The sequence below is a fragment of the Alteromonas oceanisediminis genome, from assembly GCF_018474025.1.
Taxonomy (GTDB): domain Bacteria; phylum Pseudomonadota; class Gammaproteobacteria; order Enterobacterales; family Alteromonadaceae; genus Alteromonas_E; species Alteromonas_E oceanisediminis.
Map to the genome: position 1 here is coordinate 170,236 of NZ_JAHCTA010000005.1, position 15,856 is coordinate 186,091.

The following is a 15,856-nucleotide window of genomic DNA, read 5'->3' on the forward strand; positions in this document are numbered from 1 at the left end:
CATCTATTTTTAATGTTTCCCTCACTGAAACATTTCACTCTCAAAGGAGATAACTATGTTAGAAGTTGGCACACGTTTACCCGACGCGACGTTCAGTCATTTGGATAACGGCGAAATGAAAAATCCGACGACCGATGATTTGTTTGCTGATAAAAAAGTCGCTTTCTTTGCGTTGCCGGGTGCGTTTACGCCTACCTGTTCAGCCGCTCATTTACCCGGTTTTGTCGCATTGGCAGATAAATTCAGAGCAAAAGGCGTCGATCGAATCATCTGCTTGTCTGTCAATGATGCTTTTGTGATGGACGCATGGGGCAAGAGTCAAAATGCCGAACACCTGATGATGGTGGCAGATGGAAATGGCAGCTTTACCCAAGCGGCGGGGATGGATATGGATACCGATACTTTTGGTGGCGTGAGGTCAATGCGCTATAGCATGCTCGTCGACAATGGGGTTGTTGAAGTACTTAATGTCGAAGAGCCCGGTCGATTCGAAGTCAGCGACGCCGAGACATTGCTAAAGGCTTTATAGCGCACGCTGACAAACTGTTATACTCCGCGCATGCAGCGCGCGGAGCCTTTGTTATCAAATCAAATACTGTCCAACTAGAATCTCACTACGACGTTGTGATCATCGGTGCTGGTGCGGCAGGCCTTTTCTGTGCCGCCCAGGCTGCGCAGCGTGGCCGTAAAACCGTTGTTATCGATCACGCCAAACGTATCGGTGGCAAAATCCTGATGTCAGGTGGTGGACGCTGTAACTTCACGAACATGTACGCGTCGGCAGAAAAATTTTTGTCAAACAATCCGCATTTCTGTAAATCTGCACTGAGTCGCTATACCGCATGGGATTTTATTGCGCTGGTAGAAAAACACGGCATCGCCTACCACGAGAAAACACTGGGGCAGTTATTTTGCAATGACTCAGCCAAGCAAATTGTGGAACTGCTACTGACAGAGTGTGCTGAAGCCGGGGCCGTTGTCTCACCCAAAACCGATGTGTTGTCTGTGAGTAAAACCGCCTCAGGTTTCAGCCTGGCAACCAACACCGGTACACTGCAGTGTGAATCTCTGGTCGTCGCAACGGGAGGACTCAGCATGCCAAAGCTAGGGGCTACCCCCTTGGGATACAAGATTGCCGAACAATTTGGCATTCCAATGATACCCGTTAGGGCTGGTTTAGTGCCTTTCACGTTGCATGAGAAAGATAAAACCCTCTTAGCCGAACTCAGTGGCGTCTCCGTTGATGCCGCAGCGCGCTACCACGACACAACCTTTAATGAAAGTATCTTATTCACGCATCGCGGCTTAAGTGGCCCAGCAATACTGCAGATTTCCAGTTACTGGGAGCCGGGTGAAGAGGTCAGCCTTAACCTTGCCAGCCAATTTGACCTAGCTTCGTTTCTAACCAATAAATCGAAAGAGAATCGTGATTCTCTTTTATCAACTGCCCTCGCAGAGCGTTATCCAAAGCGATTTGTGCTAACGATGTTGGCGGTAATGGAAATTGAGAACAAGGCCCTCAAGCAATACACTCACGCTGAAATAGACGCCGTCATTGCGCACTTCACTGATTGGCGCATCAAACCAAACGGCACCGAAGGTTATCGTACCGCCGAAGTGACACTGGGTGGCGTTGATACTCACTATCTATCGTCCAAAACGATGCAAGCAAAAGGTGTTGAGGGTCTGTATTTTATCGGTGAAGTCATGGATGTCACAGGGTGGCTGGGAGGCTACAATTTCCAATGGGCTTGGAGTAGCGGTTGGGTGTGTGGGCAGGTGTGTTGACGAGTCTTAACGGTCTTTTACAATGTACTGATGAAAGATTACTTTTCAACCAAACCCAAGGCTAAGCCAGTATATAGCGCGCTCGTCAGTATTAAAGAGCGTCAAAAATTTTGCAGTTTATGTACTCTAACACGGCATTTTGCATTGATTTAAAGCCAATCTTAGTAATATCAATCTCTTTTATAGGGATCCAGCAATAATCGCAGACTTCAGTTTGCTGTAGGGTAATGGTGGGTTTATCGCTCAAGGTTGTATCAAATATTGCGTCGCAGGTGTGATATACAATCCCATTGTACAGATACTGATTAGGGTAGGAACTCAAATAGTTCCAGTCAGCTAGAGTAATACCCAATTCCTCTTCAACTTCACGCGTCAGCGCATGCTCAAGACGCTCATAATAGTCTACAAACCCGCCTGGCAGGTCGAGCATTCCTCTGGCCGGTTCCTTTGAGCGGACGTTGAACAAAATCGCTTCTTCACACCGAATGATAGCCGCCACTGCTGAAGCAGTATTATGATAAAAAACATAATCACAAGTAGGGCAATCATAGCGGGCTAGATCAGTCTTAATGATTTGCTTACTGTTACAATTGGGACAGTATTTAAACACGCTCGATCTGCTTTAGGAGTTCTTGAGTTTTTGCCTCTAAAAGTGCTTTGTCGCCACGACTCTCAACGTTGACCCGAAGCAGGGGTTCAGTATTAGAGGCTCTGACATTAAACCGCCAGCGATCGAACTCCATGCCCAAACCATCAAGCTTCTCCACCTTGTTCGCTTTTGTGGTGTAACATCGCTCCAGATAAATCAAAACTTGGTCAGCGTCTGCAACGTGTAGATTTATTTCTCCGCTGCATGGAAAACGCTTTATGGAATCATCGACCCAATCTGATAGTGATAAACGACTTTGACTGAGTAATTCGCTAATCAGTAGCCAGGGAAGATGGCCGTTATCGCAGTAGCCAAAGTCCGCAAAGTAGTGATGAGCACTCATTTCACCGCCATATATGGCGTTGTGTTGCCGCATGGCTTGTTTCACAAAGGCGTGACCGGTTTTGGAGACTACTGGTTTACCACCTGCTTGCGCAACGAGTTCTACTGTGTTCCAGTAAAGTCGAGGATCGTAAACGATGGATCTGCCGGGGTGTTTCCCCAATAGGGTTTTGGCCAATAGTCCGACGATGTAATACCCGTCCACAAACTGCCCTTTTTCATCAAAAAAAAAGCAGCGATCAAAGTCACCGTCCCATGCAATGCCAATATCCGCTTGGTGCTCAATGACTGCGCGACTGGTTTCCTGACGATTTTCTTCCAGAAGCGGGTTGGGGACGCCATTAGGAAAATTGCCATCAGGTTGATGGTGCAACTTGACAAAGTGAAACGGAAGAAATGCCTCCAATGCATCTATCACCAGCCCAGCGCCGCTATTCCCCGCATTGACCACTAATTTCAGTGGTTTAAGTAAGCCAGTATCTACACACGATATGAGCCTATCGGCATATTCACTTCGCAGGTTGGTATGTGAAAAGTGTCCCTGTCGCTTTGATGGCGTGAAAACCCGGTTCTCGGCGATGCGCTGAATGTCGGATAAACCGTTATCACGGGAGATTGGCCTAGCGTATTTACCAACAAATTTCATACCATTGTAGTTAGCCGGATTATGACTGGCAGTCACACAGATTCCTGCGTCCGTTTCGAGTGCCTGCACGGCGTGGTAAATTTCTTCGGTACCGCAAAGACCAATATTGATCACATTCGTACCCTGTTCCATCAAGCCTCTTGCCAACGCATCACAAATTTTCGGCCCGGTAAGCCGGATATCATGGCCGACTACCACTGTCCGACAATCAATGACTGTGGCAAATGCCCGGCCAATGGTGTAGGCAATGTCGGTATTCAATTCATTAGGCACAATACCGCGAATATCATAGGCTTTAAAACAACTTAGACTCGACATAAAATAATCCTTAGTTAGGTAGCGGCCAGCTATCTGGCTGAATATCACTATCTTTTGGAATTAAAAAAAAGCGGCGTAACCCATCAACAGACGACCAGGCTTTTTTACTGTTATTGGCAAGCACTTCTAGTGATAAGTTTTGTTCTCCTTCTGGAAAGCTTAGCGTGCCCAAGAGCTGCAGGGGGAATTCGTTGAACTCATAAGTCAAGGAACTGTCTGCAATAGTCATTTTTATCTTAAGACCTACGCTGTTGTGACTGGATTGGCTTAAGTACACCTTATATGTTCCACCTGACTCGACTTGAAGGGTATAGGTGGCCTTATCTCCATACTCCCGCATATTCTTCAGGTGATGAGGGCCGCTTCGTGTATTTCCCTCGATGCTGGACGGGCCAAACCCATTAACTACCGAAATGGATTGCTTACCGACAAAATAGACAGGAGGTAAATAACTATCGTGGCTGTGAAGCAAAGTGAAAAAGAAATCTTCCAGTTCCTGTTTGAGGCTTTGGGCCACTTGGGGCAATTTCTCAATGACATTTTTTCGTTCCAGCGGATCATTTACCATATCGAACAAAACATAGCCGTCAATGGGGGTAGGATAATTCTTGTTGTCTATCGCTGGGTTGAGTAAAAGTTTGTATTGTTCTGTGCGCAACCCGATTAGCTGTGAAGCAAATGTCATCCCTTCACGGGCCTTATCGTCAATTGGTGCCCACTGATTGAAATTAGGCTTGGAAGAAGTTACCTCATGCGATGCTATATATGTGACGCGAGGATTGAAACCATCAGTCCTGCCTTGCAAATAGGGTAAAAAAGAAGTGCCGTCTATCGGGTTGTTCGGTGGCCCAGAGATATCTAACAAATCTAGCAACGTTGGCACTATGTCTTTGACATCAACATAACGGGATACTGAACTAGCTTTCCAATTGCTGGGCCAGTGGACAAACAAGGGGGATCGGATACCGTTTTGCCATGACTGGCCTTTATTGCCGTACATGTTGCTTGGATTGCGTGCTTTCCATTCTGACGTCGTCATGGCACCGAAATTACTGGAATCCCACCACGGACCGTTGTCGCTGAGAAATATTACGATGGTATTGTCAATAAGGTCTGCACGCTTAAGGTGGCTCATGAGACGGCCAATATGGTAGTCCATCTCATTCACCATGCCATACAGGTTTGCAATAGCAGGCCGCAAACCCTGTCTAAGCAATGGAGCCGTAAATTGTTTAGGGGCCAACCACGGTTCATGTGGCGCCAAGTAGCTGACATAAGCAAAAAAAGGTTGGTCATCTTCACTTTGCATAAAATCAATAGCATAGTCGGTCACGACTTCAGAAACCCACCTATCGTGCTCGACCCTTTCACCGTTTAAAAAGCCGAAACTGTTTTGATGACGATATAGTTCAGCATAATATGCCTCGTCAAATCCCCGGTCCCAAGGCAGGTATCCTTCAGATTTACCAATGTGCCATTTCCCCCATATACCTGTGCGATAGCCGGCAGTTTTCAACATGTCAGACAACAAAGTTTCCGACAGATGCATATAGTCTCTGCCGCCGTGTACGCCAGACACGCCGGTTTTGTAAAAGTTTCGCCCCGTCAGAAGCGACGCTCGGGTGGTAGAGCAAACAGGCGTAACGCTGAAATCGCTAAACTGCACAGCGTTAGAGGCAAGCTCGTCGATATTTGGTGTTTTTATAAAAGGGTGACTGTGAAGAGACAGGTCATCAAATCCCATGTCATCCGCTGTGATCAGAAGAATATTCGGTCGTTCACTAGCGTCTAATGGACTGATAACGACAGAAAAGACGAGTGTCATGGAAGCAAGGCAAAATTTAATAAACATCTACAAATCCTTTTGTAAATCGATGAATTTCGGCTTCTGCCATCAACAAGTGATACAGCGTGCTGGCGGGAGCATGATCGCAAGTCACTTCATTATTTTGGCCCAACTGATCAATGTATTGTGCGCCTGAACGATAATGTTGGAGTAGGCTGGCGATAGCATTGTTTGCATCTGCTATGTAGTCGTAGTTGTGCTTGTCGTCAGCATTGTCAGATTGCGCAAGACTGGCTTTCACCCATTCAGTCATTGGCCAGCAACGCTTTGTTGCTTTCAGGGGAACCCCAACTGGTGAAATTTCATCGAACAGTAAGTTAGTGTGTTTGTCTAATCCTAAACTGAGCGCATTATGATAGAGCGATTGGCATAAGCCCTCTACCGGAGATTGCGTATGTTGTTGATATTGCCTCAACAGCCAAACCCATTCCATCATATGTCCCGGCTCAACGATGAGCTCATCGTTGTGTTTTAATGGTTGCCACTTCATGTCGAAGTATTCGAGTAAAACACCTTGTTGATGATCGATAAATCGCGTTTCTAGCAAACAAAATATTTCACCCGCTTTGGCCAACCATTTTCCTTGCTGGGTTACTCGATAGAGTGCCAGAAAGGCCTCAAACAAGTGCATATGAGGGTTCTGACGGCGGAAGGGTGAGGGGGAGCTGCCTTCGCTCCATCCTCCCGGATATTGCTTAAGTTCAAGATCAATATGCTTCAGAAGCTTATTGGCACGGTTCAGCGCCTTCAAGTCACCAAATACATGATAGCGCCATGCGTACGCTAATAAAAAAAAAGCACAGTCGTATAGATCCTGATGCGAGTTTATTACTTGGTTGTTAGCGTCCAGCACATGAACATAGATCCCACTGCCTTCTTTACGCGCATAGTGTTCAACGAACCGGTCCAGATCAGCAATCAATTCAATTCCGTTGTCAATCCAGCCACGGTGTTGTGCGTACGCAAAGGAGAACATTTGACGAGCTTGCACTCGAATACGCTTGTTGGCACTGATATCGGGCATACCGGACGCGAGAATACGCTCAACGCTGGCACCATGTTGGTCAATTCCTACACCACTCCAAACAGGCAATACTTCGCTGCGCAACCACTGCGAGTAATCCGCGGCAGCGTTCAGTTGCTGGCAGCAACTTGTGTTTGTCTCAATCATGTAATTTAAATCCGGTCGGTTAATCAGTCGTCAAACTACTAAACTGCTCTTCAGTTAAATGTGAACCGGTTCACTTTATCGTGAAAAAAATGCTGCTATGCATTAGTAAAAGCAAACTGACGAAATGCCCCCAAGATGACATAATACAAGGCAAATTGGAGTTTTGCGGACAAGGTCTTCTTGTTTTGCTTTTCATCCAACAAAACCTTTCTTCAGCATCCGCGATTATTCTTACTAAACTGGACTGACAAAAGAAGCCATCATAAACTTTCCAAGTTCCTGCTTCCCACCCAGTTAATTCACTGTTTCAGCGTTATTTAGCCGAAACTTCGATATCATAAGTTAACATAAACTTTGATGTGAACCGGTTCATTATGTTATTTTTACAGGATTTTTTTGTGACTGTAAACAGTTGATTAGCTAGCCGAAGCTCGAACAGAAAGAGTTCTATGAATCGAACAATGAAAGGTTTCGCGTTCATTAAATCGTCAATAACACCAGCAGTAATGCTTGATATTCTGGTATACTTATATCATTTGTATACATATAACCTTTCGTTATTACTGCTTTTATCTGAACCCTGAAAATAAGATTTGATCAATATCGCCTCTTCATGAATCGATGCAGAAGACTACCATTAATCAAGATTATTTGGTTTTGAGGATGTAAACCATCATTAAATTATCAGGTGCCACCGGGCGTATCAAAGCGTTACTTCTCAGCTGGTTGACGATGGCTGTTTTGTGTAAGAAGAAAGCATCGTTCAGGGGCTTGCCGACTCTATAAATAGCCCTATGGCGCGAACAATTACAAATCATTTCAGATCTGAAGCGGTCGCGAGTGACCAGAAAGCATTGCCTATTACCGTCAAGAGTAGCAGTGTCCGGTAATAGGTTATGTGTGCAACACCTAAAAGACGGGAAAGGAATATTGTGTAGTTATCGAGCCAGCGACATAGTCGAGTGACCTGGCTTCTACGTTGACTATTTTTAGTAAGCATGACGGACGCTCTCATAGGAACAACGAAAGCAAATTTTAACGTTACGTAAAGAAAACGTTAAAATAGTTGAAATTATCTTTTCAGCGATGTATGTTTCATGTAAATAAACCGGTTCATTTTTTGTAGCGTCTTCGAATCGGTTTTTTTATAAACATAAAGTGAACCGGTTCATAATTGGGTCGGCATATATGAAATCGCAATATGGATTGAGGACTAGGAACATGAACAATCACCAAAACAAATGGATGCGCAGTTTTTATTGTGCGGCCATTCTCATTGGCCTTGGAGGCTGCCTTGGCGGAGAAGAGCTCAACTCGGAAAGAGCGGTTTATCAACCAGAAGAAAAACCGTTAAGTGTGATTGCTTCTGAAGATATCGAAGTAAAGCCGGGCGATGAAGTTACCTTGAGTGCTCGTTTGGTGGGAACCACTAATGGTCAAACTGTTTTATGGACTCAGACTGGGGGAGAGACAGTAGAGCTGAGTTCAGACAACACTATGACTGTTAGTTTCAATGTTCCTGATTCACTGTTATCTGGCTTGCTTTCCTTTAGTGTCGCGGTTTTTGAGACTGATGGCACGGCAACCTTGGATGAAAATGGCGACCCCTTGGTGGACGGTGTAGATGTCAGCGTGTTTGATCCAGACTCGGTGATAGTAATGGATGCCGGAGACTCTGAAACCATTCTTAATGGTGTCCAATTGGTTACTAACGGCGATGACGCATACATTCAGGGAGCAAATAATGATACCCATACCGCCGACATTGAACCTGGTATGTCGGTTGTATTTCCTGTTATCGCAGAATCAGGCTTTTATACCCTTAACGTTCGCTATGCTATTCCCAGTGACTACGGTGGCAAGGTGGCCGGAGTTAACGTGAATGGTATTGACTATGCCCTCGAATTTGATGCCACAGGACAATGGGAGGAAATCCGCGTAGGCGTGGTCGAGCTGAGGGAAGGAACTAATACAATAGAAGTGGGCGGTGGCTGGAATTATTACCGCATTGACAGTATCTCACTGATACCTGCTTCAGAACCACCAGCGCCGCTACCTGTACCAGCAAATCTTGTGGTTTCAGATGCGTCACAGAGCGCCCAAGACCTGATGCAATTTTTGAGTGACAACTATCTAGTCAGCACTTTATCTGGGCAAACCGAATTTCCTAGCAAGAAAGGTGATGAATTTCCTCTTCTTGAAACACAGAAAATCATTGATGTCACCGGCGATGATTCTCCGGCCATTATTGCGTTTGATTACATGAATTATTCGGCTTCCTACAACGGCACGGATGCGAGTGGGTTGACTGAGTCGATCATTGCTCATCGCAGCAGCCAGAACTTTATCGTATCCGCATTGTTCCACTGGCGCGCGCCAAGTGGCAATACCGGTAATGGCGATGGCAGCTTCTACACCGATGGCACTACCTTCAATGTCGCAATGGCGCTGTCCGATACAGAATCTGAAGAATATGCTCAATTGCTCACCGATATGGATACCGTCGCAGAGGAACTTAAAAAGCTACAAGAAGCCGATATCGTTGTTTTGTGGCGCCCTTTACACGAAGCTCAGGGGGGCTGGTTCTGGTGGGGAGCTCAGGGAGCTGAAGCGTTCAAACAGCTTTGGTCTTTGATGTTTGATCGTTACACCAACCATCATGGCTTAAACAATTTAATTTGGGTATTCACCCACACCGATGGTCTGGGCGAAGATTGGTATCCAGGCGATGACATGGTTGACATCGTTGGCTTTGATGGCTACGGCGAGCCCAGAAATGACGACACACATACATTTGTTACGCAGTATAAAACTCTGCAGGACCGACATAATGCTCGCAAAATGGTGGCGCTCACCGAAACCGGCACTATTCCTGATGTTGCTCTAATGCACGAGCAAGAAGCTATGTGGTCGTTCTTCATAACGTGGAATTCGGAGCCTTGGGATCCAGACTCGGTGATTGGACCACAAGGCGCCGATCCCGTTGAAGTAGATGAAAATTATGCTTTTGACGGTGTTTTAAATGCAGAAGATGTGCCAGGTGGGCGGGAAAGGGTTAAGGGTACATATGCCGACTTTGAAGTGCCGGTGGGCGAATGGGAGGCACAAGTCAACTGGGCACCCACCGACGGGTTGCAGGTCTCTGATCTATGGTCCGACAGCGGTGCGTATGCCTTAGCAATCACCAAAGACATGACGCAGATTGAAACCCTCGATAACGTCGTGATGCAAACGTACCCCGAAGGTGGTATTGACGTATCAGGTGCGTCGGAACTAACTCTGACCGCTGTTATCGCCAGTGCCGGCAGCAATGTGGTTGCACATATCTTTTTCAAGGCACCAGATGGCGTAGAAAGCTGGCCTGAAGCCGTGCCGGTCAGCGAGGAAGGAACGCAATTGAGCATTGACGTGAGTGAAGTGGACACCATAAATGGTCTCGGCGTGCGCTTCATGGGACTTAGCGGAGATGCGACTGAAGCCACTTATGCTATCGATAACATAGCGCTAGACGGTACACAACTCATCGACTTTGAGCCGGACGTAGGGGGCTGGCACAGCCAGGTCAGTTGGTCTAATGCGCCGGGCACTACCATATCGCGAGCATGGGCGAGCGATGGAGAACAGTCTCTGGCGTTTTACCACGACCTCGCAGCGTTAGGCTCGGCCACTGACATTGTGCTACAGAATTATCCCGAGGGAGGGATTGATGTAGCCGATATTTCGACGCTCAGCGTTATAGTTAATGCCGGAAATGCTGGCCCAGCAGTAGACGCTCATTTGTTCTTCAAGGCCCCGGATGGCGTGGAAAGCTGGCCTGCGGCAATAACTCTAGCTGATGGAGGCACTGAACTCAGTATTGATGTATCTGATGTGGATGTACTTAACGGTATAGGGATCCGTTTCAACGGCGTGGATCCTGCCAGCACTAATGCCCACTTTCATGTTGATACCTTAGCACTAGATACGCGCGTGTTCGAAAGCTTTGAGCGTACCGGTGAATTTGAACTACAGGTTAACTGGTCACCGGTCGATGGGTTGACCTTAGGCGACGGCTGGTCAGACAGTGGGATATATTCACTCAAAGGCGAGGTGAGTATTAGTAATGGTGATGAAGTCATTCTTCAAACCTACCCTGCTGATGGAATTTTGCTAGCAAGCGATGTGAGTACTTTGACTGTGGTAGCCCACGTAGCAACCCCTAGTGCGGAGACCACAGCAAAACTGTGGGCCAAAGATCAAGATGGAGCGTGGCGTGATGCCGGAGCGATTGCCGTAACCGGGGAACCTGTACAATTGTCTTTGGATATAAGCGATCTTTCAGAGTTGCAGGGTTTTGGTGTGCAATTCCAAGGGTTAACCAGCGATCAAAGCACCTTCTACATCGACACAATCTCATTTGAATGACAGAGCTAGGCAGGTGCCCTCACGCCCCTGCCGAATCAGCCGTAAAAAGGAAACAGTTATGCGTTCTATACAGCAACTCTTTAATATAAGTCTGCTTACCGCCAGCGTGAGCACTGCCCTACTCAGCACTTCCGTACTTGCTCAGCAGGCCCTTTCCGATAACCCTCAACCTGATGCAGAAAGTAATATTGTTGAGGTTATCCAAATCAGAGGTATCCGAGGCTCTCAGGTTAAGTCATTGAGTGAGAAACGGTTTGCCAATACTGTCAGTGATTCCATTTCGGCAACCGACATTGGTAAATTGCCAGACGCCACCATCGCAGATTCACTGCAGCGTATTACCGGTGTTCAGGTGAACCGCTCTGGCGGGGAAGGCAGCTCGGTGAATATTCGCGGTATCAGCCAGGTGGGTACCACACTAAATGGTGAGCAAATGTTGTCTGCCAGCTCGATTACCACCGTTCAGCCAAACTTTACTGATATTCCAGCATCAATGGTGTCTGGGCTAGATGTTTATAAATCTCGCGAGGCAGGAATGATTTCGTCTGGTATGTCCGGCGTGATCAACCTTAACACCTATCGGCCTTTCGACCTGGAAGAGGGATTGACCTTTAATGCCAAGGTTGAAGCTACTGATGGTTCTATGGGTGAAAAAACTGATGGTCTGTTGACAACCTTTATTGGTTACAACCGCAATTCCGATTTCGGGGGCAGCTTATCGGTAACCGTATCGGATAAAAATCTGGCTGACTATGTGGTTGGATCTGCCGGCAATGACTGGGGGTTTGTTGCGACCGAAGCCAATACCTTCGTGCAGGCAGATTTGGACGCGAACGGAAATGGTACTATTGATGATTCCTACTACGCCTTTCAGGGTCATCAAGCTGCCAATCAGTTCATTTCCCGTGAACGCCTTGGGATAAATGGCTCTTTCCAATGGCAGGCCACAGATGATATTCAGGTCATTGGTGAAGTGTTTTACACTGATATGGACGAATTGGGCACTCAAGCAGGCTTCATTGCCTCACAGGCTTGGCAGAGCGTTACTGGTTGGTTTACGCCCGAAGCGGACGGCTTTGTTGCTCATGAAAACCTGATTAAAGACGAAACTGGAATGCCGGTCGATCAGGGGGGCGCGCTCAACTCTTTCAGCAACGGTGTGCTTCAAGCCCGACGCACGATGGTTCATTCTGAAGCCAATGCTTCTGATCGCGAGTCACTCAATACCAATCTTGAAATCAAATTTGATAACGGCGGTGTGGTAAGCGGGACTGTGCGTTGGGCGCATGGTGAGGCTCGGGACGATAATGCTCTGAGTGTGGTCGATGCCTACATCAATAGTGGTGCGCAGGTCAACGCAACTTACAAAGGACCAGGTGGAGAACCTGCAAGCGACGTTAACCCGTGGGGTTATGACGGCCAGCCGGCTCAGTTGCCCGATGGCACGTTAGCAGGTGATTACACCATGATTCCGATCGGGATTCGCTATACCGGAAACACCCAGTATTGGTCATTGCCTTCCACTATGTACGTTGATGGTCAGGAAGTAAATGAAGTGTTTGGTAGCAACATCAACCGTTATGCGGCAACCTCGTCAAACCTAACTGGCGCAAATCGAGATGCTGAGCTTGACGTACTTAGATTGGATGCCACCTACCTGGCAGATTGGGGGCCAGTAATTTCTCTAGATGCTGGCATTCGGTATGCACAGAGAGACGTTGAACAGCAATCTTGGATAGGCGGTGTAGCGCGAACCAACGAGTATGGTGATGCCTTCCTGTCTCGCTGGAAAGATTCGGCTAGTCAGGCTCCAGATACTCTAGAGTCCTTCATCGCGCCAATCTCCTTTGAATCACTGGACGAGCGAGGCATGATTACCCAGATTAGTGATTTCCAAGGCACCTCTGGGCTGGGAAGTCTGTACTTTGTTGACCCTGATGCTATGGCGGATCCACTAGGTTGGCACAATGAAGTTTATGGTCAAAATATACAGTCACCCGATGGAGCCAATTCCTATGATTTAGAAGAAATAACACAGGAAGCCTATTTGCAGGCTAATCTGGACGGTGAAATCGCTGGCATGACATACCGTGGAAATGTTGGCCTGCGTTATGTAAAAACAGAACTGGACATTAACCAGTCAGATATCGCCACCAATGGCATGGCAACTTACAATGGCGTGACGTATATATTGTCCGGCGCACTTGGCATGCTGCCGCCGGCAGCAGCGGTAATCAATACCGAACGGGATTATTCCGATGTGCTGCCGTCAGTAAACCTGACGCTCAATCTGACCGACGAACAATTGGTGCGCTTTTCATATACAAAAACGGTAACACCTCACAATACTAACAATCTGGCGGGCGGCATCAACGTTGCTCGTATCCTTGCGTGTGATGTTCAGGCTCCGGACGGCTCTGATGTGTTCTGTGCGGTTTCTGCCAACCAGCAGGGTAACCCACAGCTTGAGCCATGGCGCTCCACCAATCTGGATCTCTCTTATGAGTGGTATTTCAGTGAAACCGGTATGTTGAGCGTAGCGGCTTTCTACATTGATATTGAGTCTTTCATCAAGAATACGACTGTTTACTTGCCGATAACAGACAGTGACGGTCAGGTGAGGGGGTACGATCCGGCCACCACCGAGTTCACCGGTCTGGTACCAACAACAACGATTGGCAATGGCGGAGGCGCGGGCGTAGAAGGGGTGGAGTTGGGATACCAGCAAGGATTTGATTTCCTAGATGGAATATGGGCTAATTTTGGTATCAATGCGAACTACACTTATTCACCCAGCACCAGTGACGAAACTGATTACTATGGTAACGATACGCCAATGCTGGATAACTCAGAACATCAGGCCAATTTTGCGCTCTGGTACGAAGACGATGCTTTTCAGGCTCGTTTAGCAGCCAATTATCGTAGCAAAACCTTTTTGTCTATCCGGCGGGTAGGGGATTATGAATTGGCCAAATATCTAAATGCTACCTTGTATTTGGATGCGTCGATGAGCTATGACTTTACCGATAATATCACGGTATCACTTCAAGGGCTTAACCTCACTGAGGAGAGCCGCGAACAGTACTTCCAATGGGAAGATATGCTTGATAAGCGGTTTATTAACGAGCGTCGCGTGACATTCGGTATTCAATACCGGATGTAGCAGCACTCATGAACCGGTGGTCGCTAACTCCGCCGGTTTTAGCTCTTTTTTGTTTTGTTGAATCGGGCTGAAGCCCCTTCGTATTAGCACCAGCGATAGGCCGTGCAAAGACCTTCTGCGTTGAACATCGATATGGTATTGCAAAATGGTTTGGCGCTCTCAGTGAGAAATAATAAGTAAAGGTTGCGGCATTTAATGACGTTAGAATTTATGATTTCAGGAGACTATCCACAACATGAAAAATAAAAAAGCTTTTTTGTATGGTATTGCGAGTTGCTTGACTTTTTTGACCCATCTAGCGTGGGCGGGCTTCAGCGTAAACAATGGACAATTGGTCGACAGCAATGGCAATCCCTTCGTAATGCGAGGAGTGAACCATGCTCACACCTGGTTTACCTCCAATACCCAAGCCATCACTGATATTGCAGGAACAGGTGCTAATACAGTGCGGATTGTTCTAAGTAACGGTACGCAGTGGTCGCGTAACAGTGGTAGCGAAGTAGGCAACCTGATTCAACTTTGCAAGTCAAATTCTCTGATTTGCATATTGGAAGTGCATGATTCTACGGGCTACCCAGAGCAAACGACCGCCACTCACATCTCTAGTGCTACCTCTTATTGGTTAAGTAGCGACATCAAATCAGCTATTCAAGGGCAGGAAGATTACATAATCATCAACATTGCTAATGAGCCCTTTGGTAACGGTGTCAGTGCTACTGACTATGTCGATGATCATATCGATGCGATAAATGCCTTACGGGCTGGTGGTATTACCCACACCCTTATGGTTACAGCGGGTAACTGGGGGCAGGACTGGCAGTACTTTCTGCGTGACAACGCTTCAACCATTCTGTACGCGGATCCTCAGCAGAATGTGATTTTCGATGTACACATGTATGAGGTTTTTGGCAATGCTTCCGCTATACAAAATTATATGCAGACATTTGCTAATAATGGTCTGGTGCTTGTTGTTGGCGAATTTGGTGCAAGTCATAATGGCAACAATGTGGACGAAGATGCCATCATGCAGAATGCGGAACAACTGGGGTTTGGTTATCTGGGTTGGTCTTGGTCGGGAAATGGACCTTGTTGTACTGATTTAGACATCGTAAATGGCTGGAATCCCAATAACCTATCTTCATGGGGCAACCGTTTGATTCACGGTGCCAATGGCATTAAGGAAACTTCGGTAGCTGCCAGCGTGTATGGTGGCGATGGCAACGGAGCGAGCTCCCAGTGTACCTGGACTGATGGGACGGTCTGGCCAATGTGCTCCACAGATGTTGGCGGTTGGGGGTGGGAGAACAGCCAAAGTTGTGTTTCTCAAAGCATTTGCCCTTAAGCGTATATTAGCCCTGAGACTGCAAGGTTCCGCTGGATAGGGGTCTAAGGCATATATGCTACAGTGATTGAAGTTTGCGTCCCATTAAAATGTCGTCACAGAGCTCGATATGACGTCGCTAGAGTCAATTTCAGCTCCAAACGACGCCGTGAGGGTAAGAGCCTAAGGCATGTCCTAGGAAATCTAT

The 15,856-nt window shown here is 47.1% G+C and carries 9 protein-coding genes; 5 read left to right on the forward strand and 4 right to left on the reverse strand.

What is annotated here, in order from left to right:
• The first annotated feature begins 55 nt into the window (after window positions 1-55).
• Together KIU71_RS10335 and KIU71_RS10340 are read left to right on the forward strand one after the other, a co-directional pair.
• On the forward strand, window positions 56-529 hold the full coding sequence (locus KIU71_RS10335; protein WP_214131200.1) for a peroxiredoxin: 474 nt from the start codon (window positions 56-58) through the stop codon (window positions 527-529).
• A 95-nt stretch (window positions 530-624) separates the two neighbouring features.
• Window positions 625-1,788 carry a BaiN/RdsA family NAD(P)/FAD-dependent oxidoreductase gene (locus KIU71_RS10340; protein ID WP_315853276.1) on the forward strand — a complete coding sequence of 388 codons (1,164 nt, stop codon included), beginning with the start codon at window positions 625-627 and terminating at the stop codon, window positions 1,786-1,788.
• Window positions 1,789-1,879: 91 nt separating this feature from the next.
• Here the strand turns inward: KIU71_RS10340 and KIU71_RS10345 are convergent, their stop codons facing one another.
• The 4 genes from KIU71_RS10345 to KIU71_RS10360 are packed head-to-tail and all read right to left on the reverse strand — an operon-like array spanning window position 1,880 to window position 6,760.
• On the reverse strand, window positions 1,880-2,398 hold the full coding sequence (locus tag KIU71_RS10345; protein WP_214131201.1) for an NUDIX hydrolase: 519 nt from the start codon (window positions 2,396-2,398) through the stop codon (window positions 1,880-1,882).
• Complete coding sequence (locus KIU71_RS10350; RefSeq protein ID WP_214131202.1) at window positions 2,391-3,743, reverse strand: phosphomannomutase; 1,353 nt, start codon at window positions 3,741-3,743, stop codon at window positions 2,391-2,393. Before KIU71_RS10350 ends, KIU71_RS10345 begins: the two co-directional genes overlap by 8 nt.
• Before the next feature lie 10 nt (window positions 3,744-3,753).
• Window positions 3,754-5,595, reverse strand: a complete 1,842-nt coding sequence (locus KIU71_RS10355) for a sulfatase-like hydrolase/transferase (protein ID WP_214131203.1) — start codon at window positions 5,593-5,595, stop codon at window positions 3,754-3,756.
• A complete protein-coding gene (locus KIU71_RS10360) occupies window positions 5,585-6,760 on the reverse strand; it encodes an AGE family epimerase/isomerase (RefSeq protein ID WP_214131204.1) in 1,176 nt (391 codons plus the stop codon). Before KIU71_RS10360 ends, KIU71_RS10355 begins: the two co-directional genes overlap by 11 nt.
• Before the next feature lie 1,221 nt (window positions 6,761-7,981).
• Here KIU71_RS10360 and KIU71_RS10365 point away from each other — a divergent pair.
• The 3 genes from KIU71_RS10365 (at window position 7,982) to KIU71_RS10375 (ending at window position 15,669) form a co-directional block, all read left to right on the forward strand.
• A complete protein-coding gene (locus KIU71_RS10365; RefSeq protein ID WP_214131205.1) occupies window positions 7,982-11,164 on the forward strand; it encodes a glycosyl hydrolase in 3,183 nt (1,060 codons plus the stop codon).
• A gap of 58 nt (window positions 11,165-11,222) precedes the next feature.
• Window positions 11,223-14,327 (forward strand): TonB-dependent receptor, encoded by a 3,105-nt coding sequence (locus KIU71_RS10370; protein ID WP_214131206.1) that lies wholly within the window; start codon window positions 11,223-11,225, stop codon window positions 14,325-14,327.
• 235 nt (window positions 14,328-14,562) lie between these two features.
• Window positions 14,563-15,669, forward strand: a complete 1,107-nt coding sequence (locus tag KIU71_RS10375; RefSeq protein ID WP_214131397.1) for a cellulase family glycosylhydrolase — start codon at window positions 14,563-14,565, stop codon at window positions 15,667-15,669.
• Window positions 15,670-15,856: the final 187 nt, after the last annotated feature.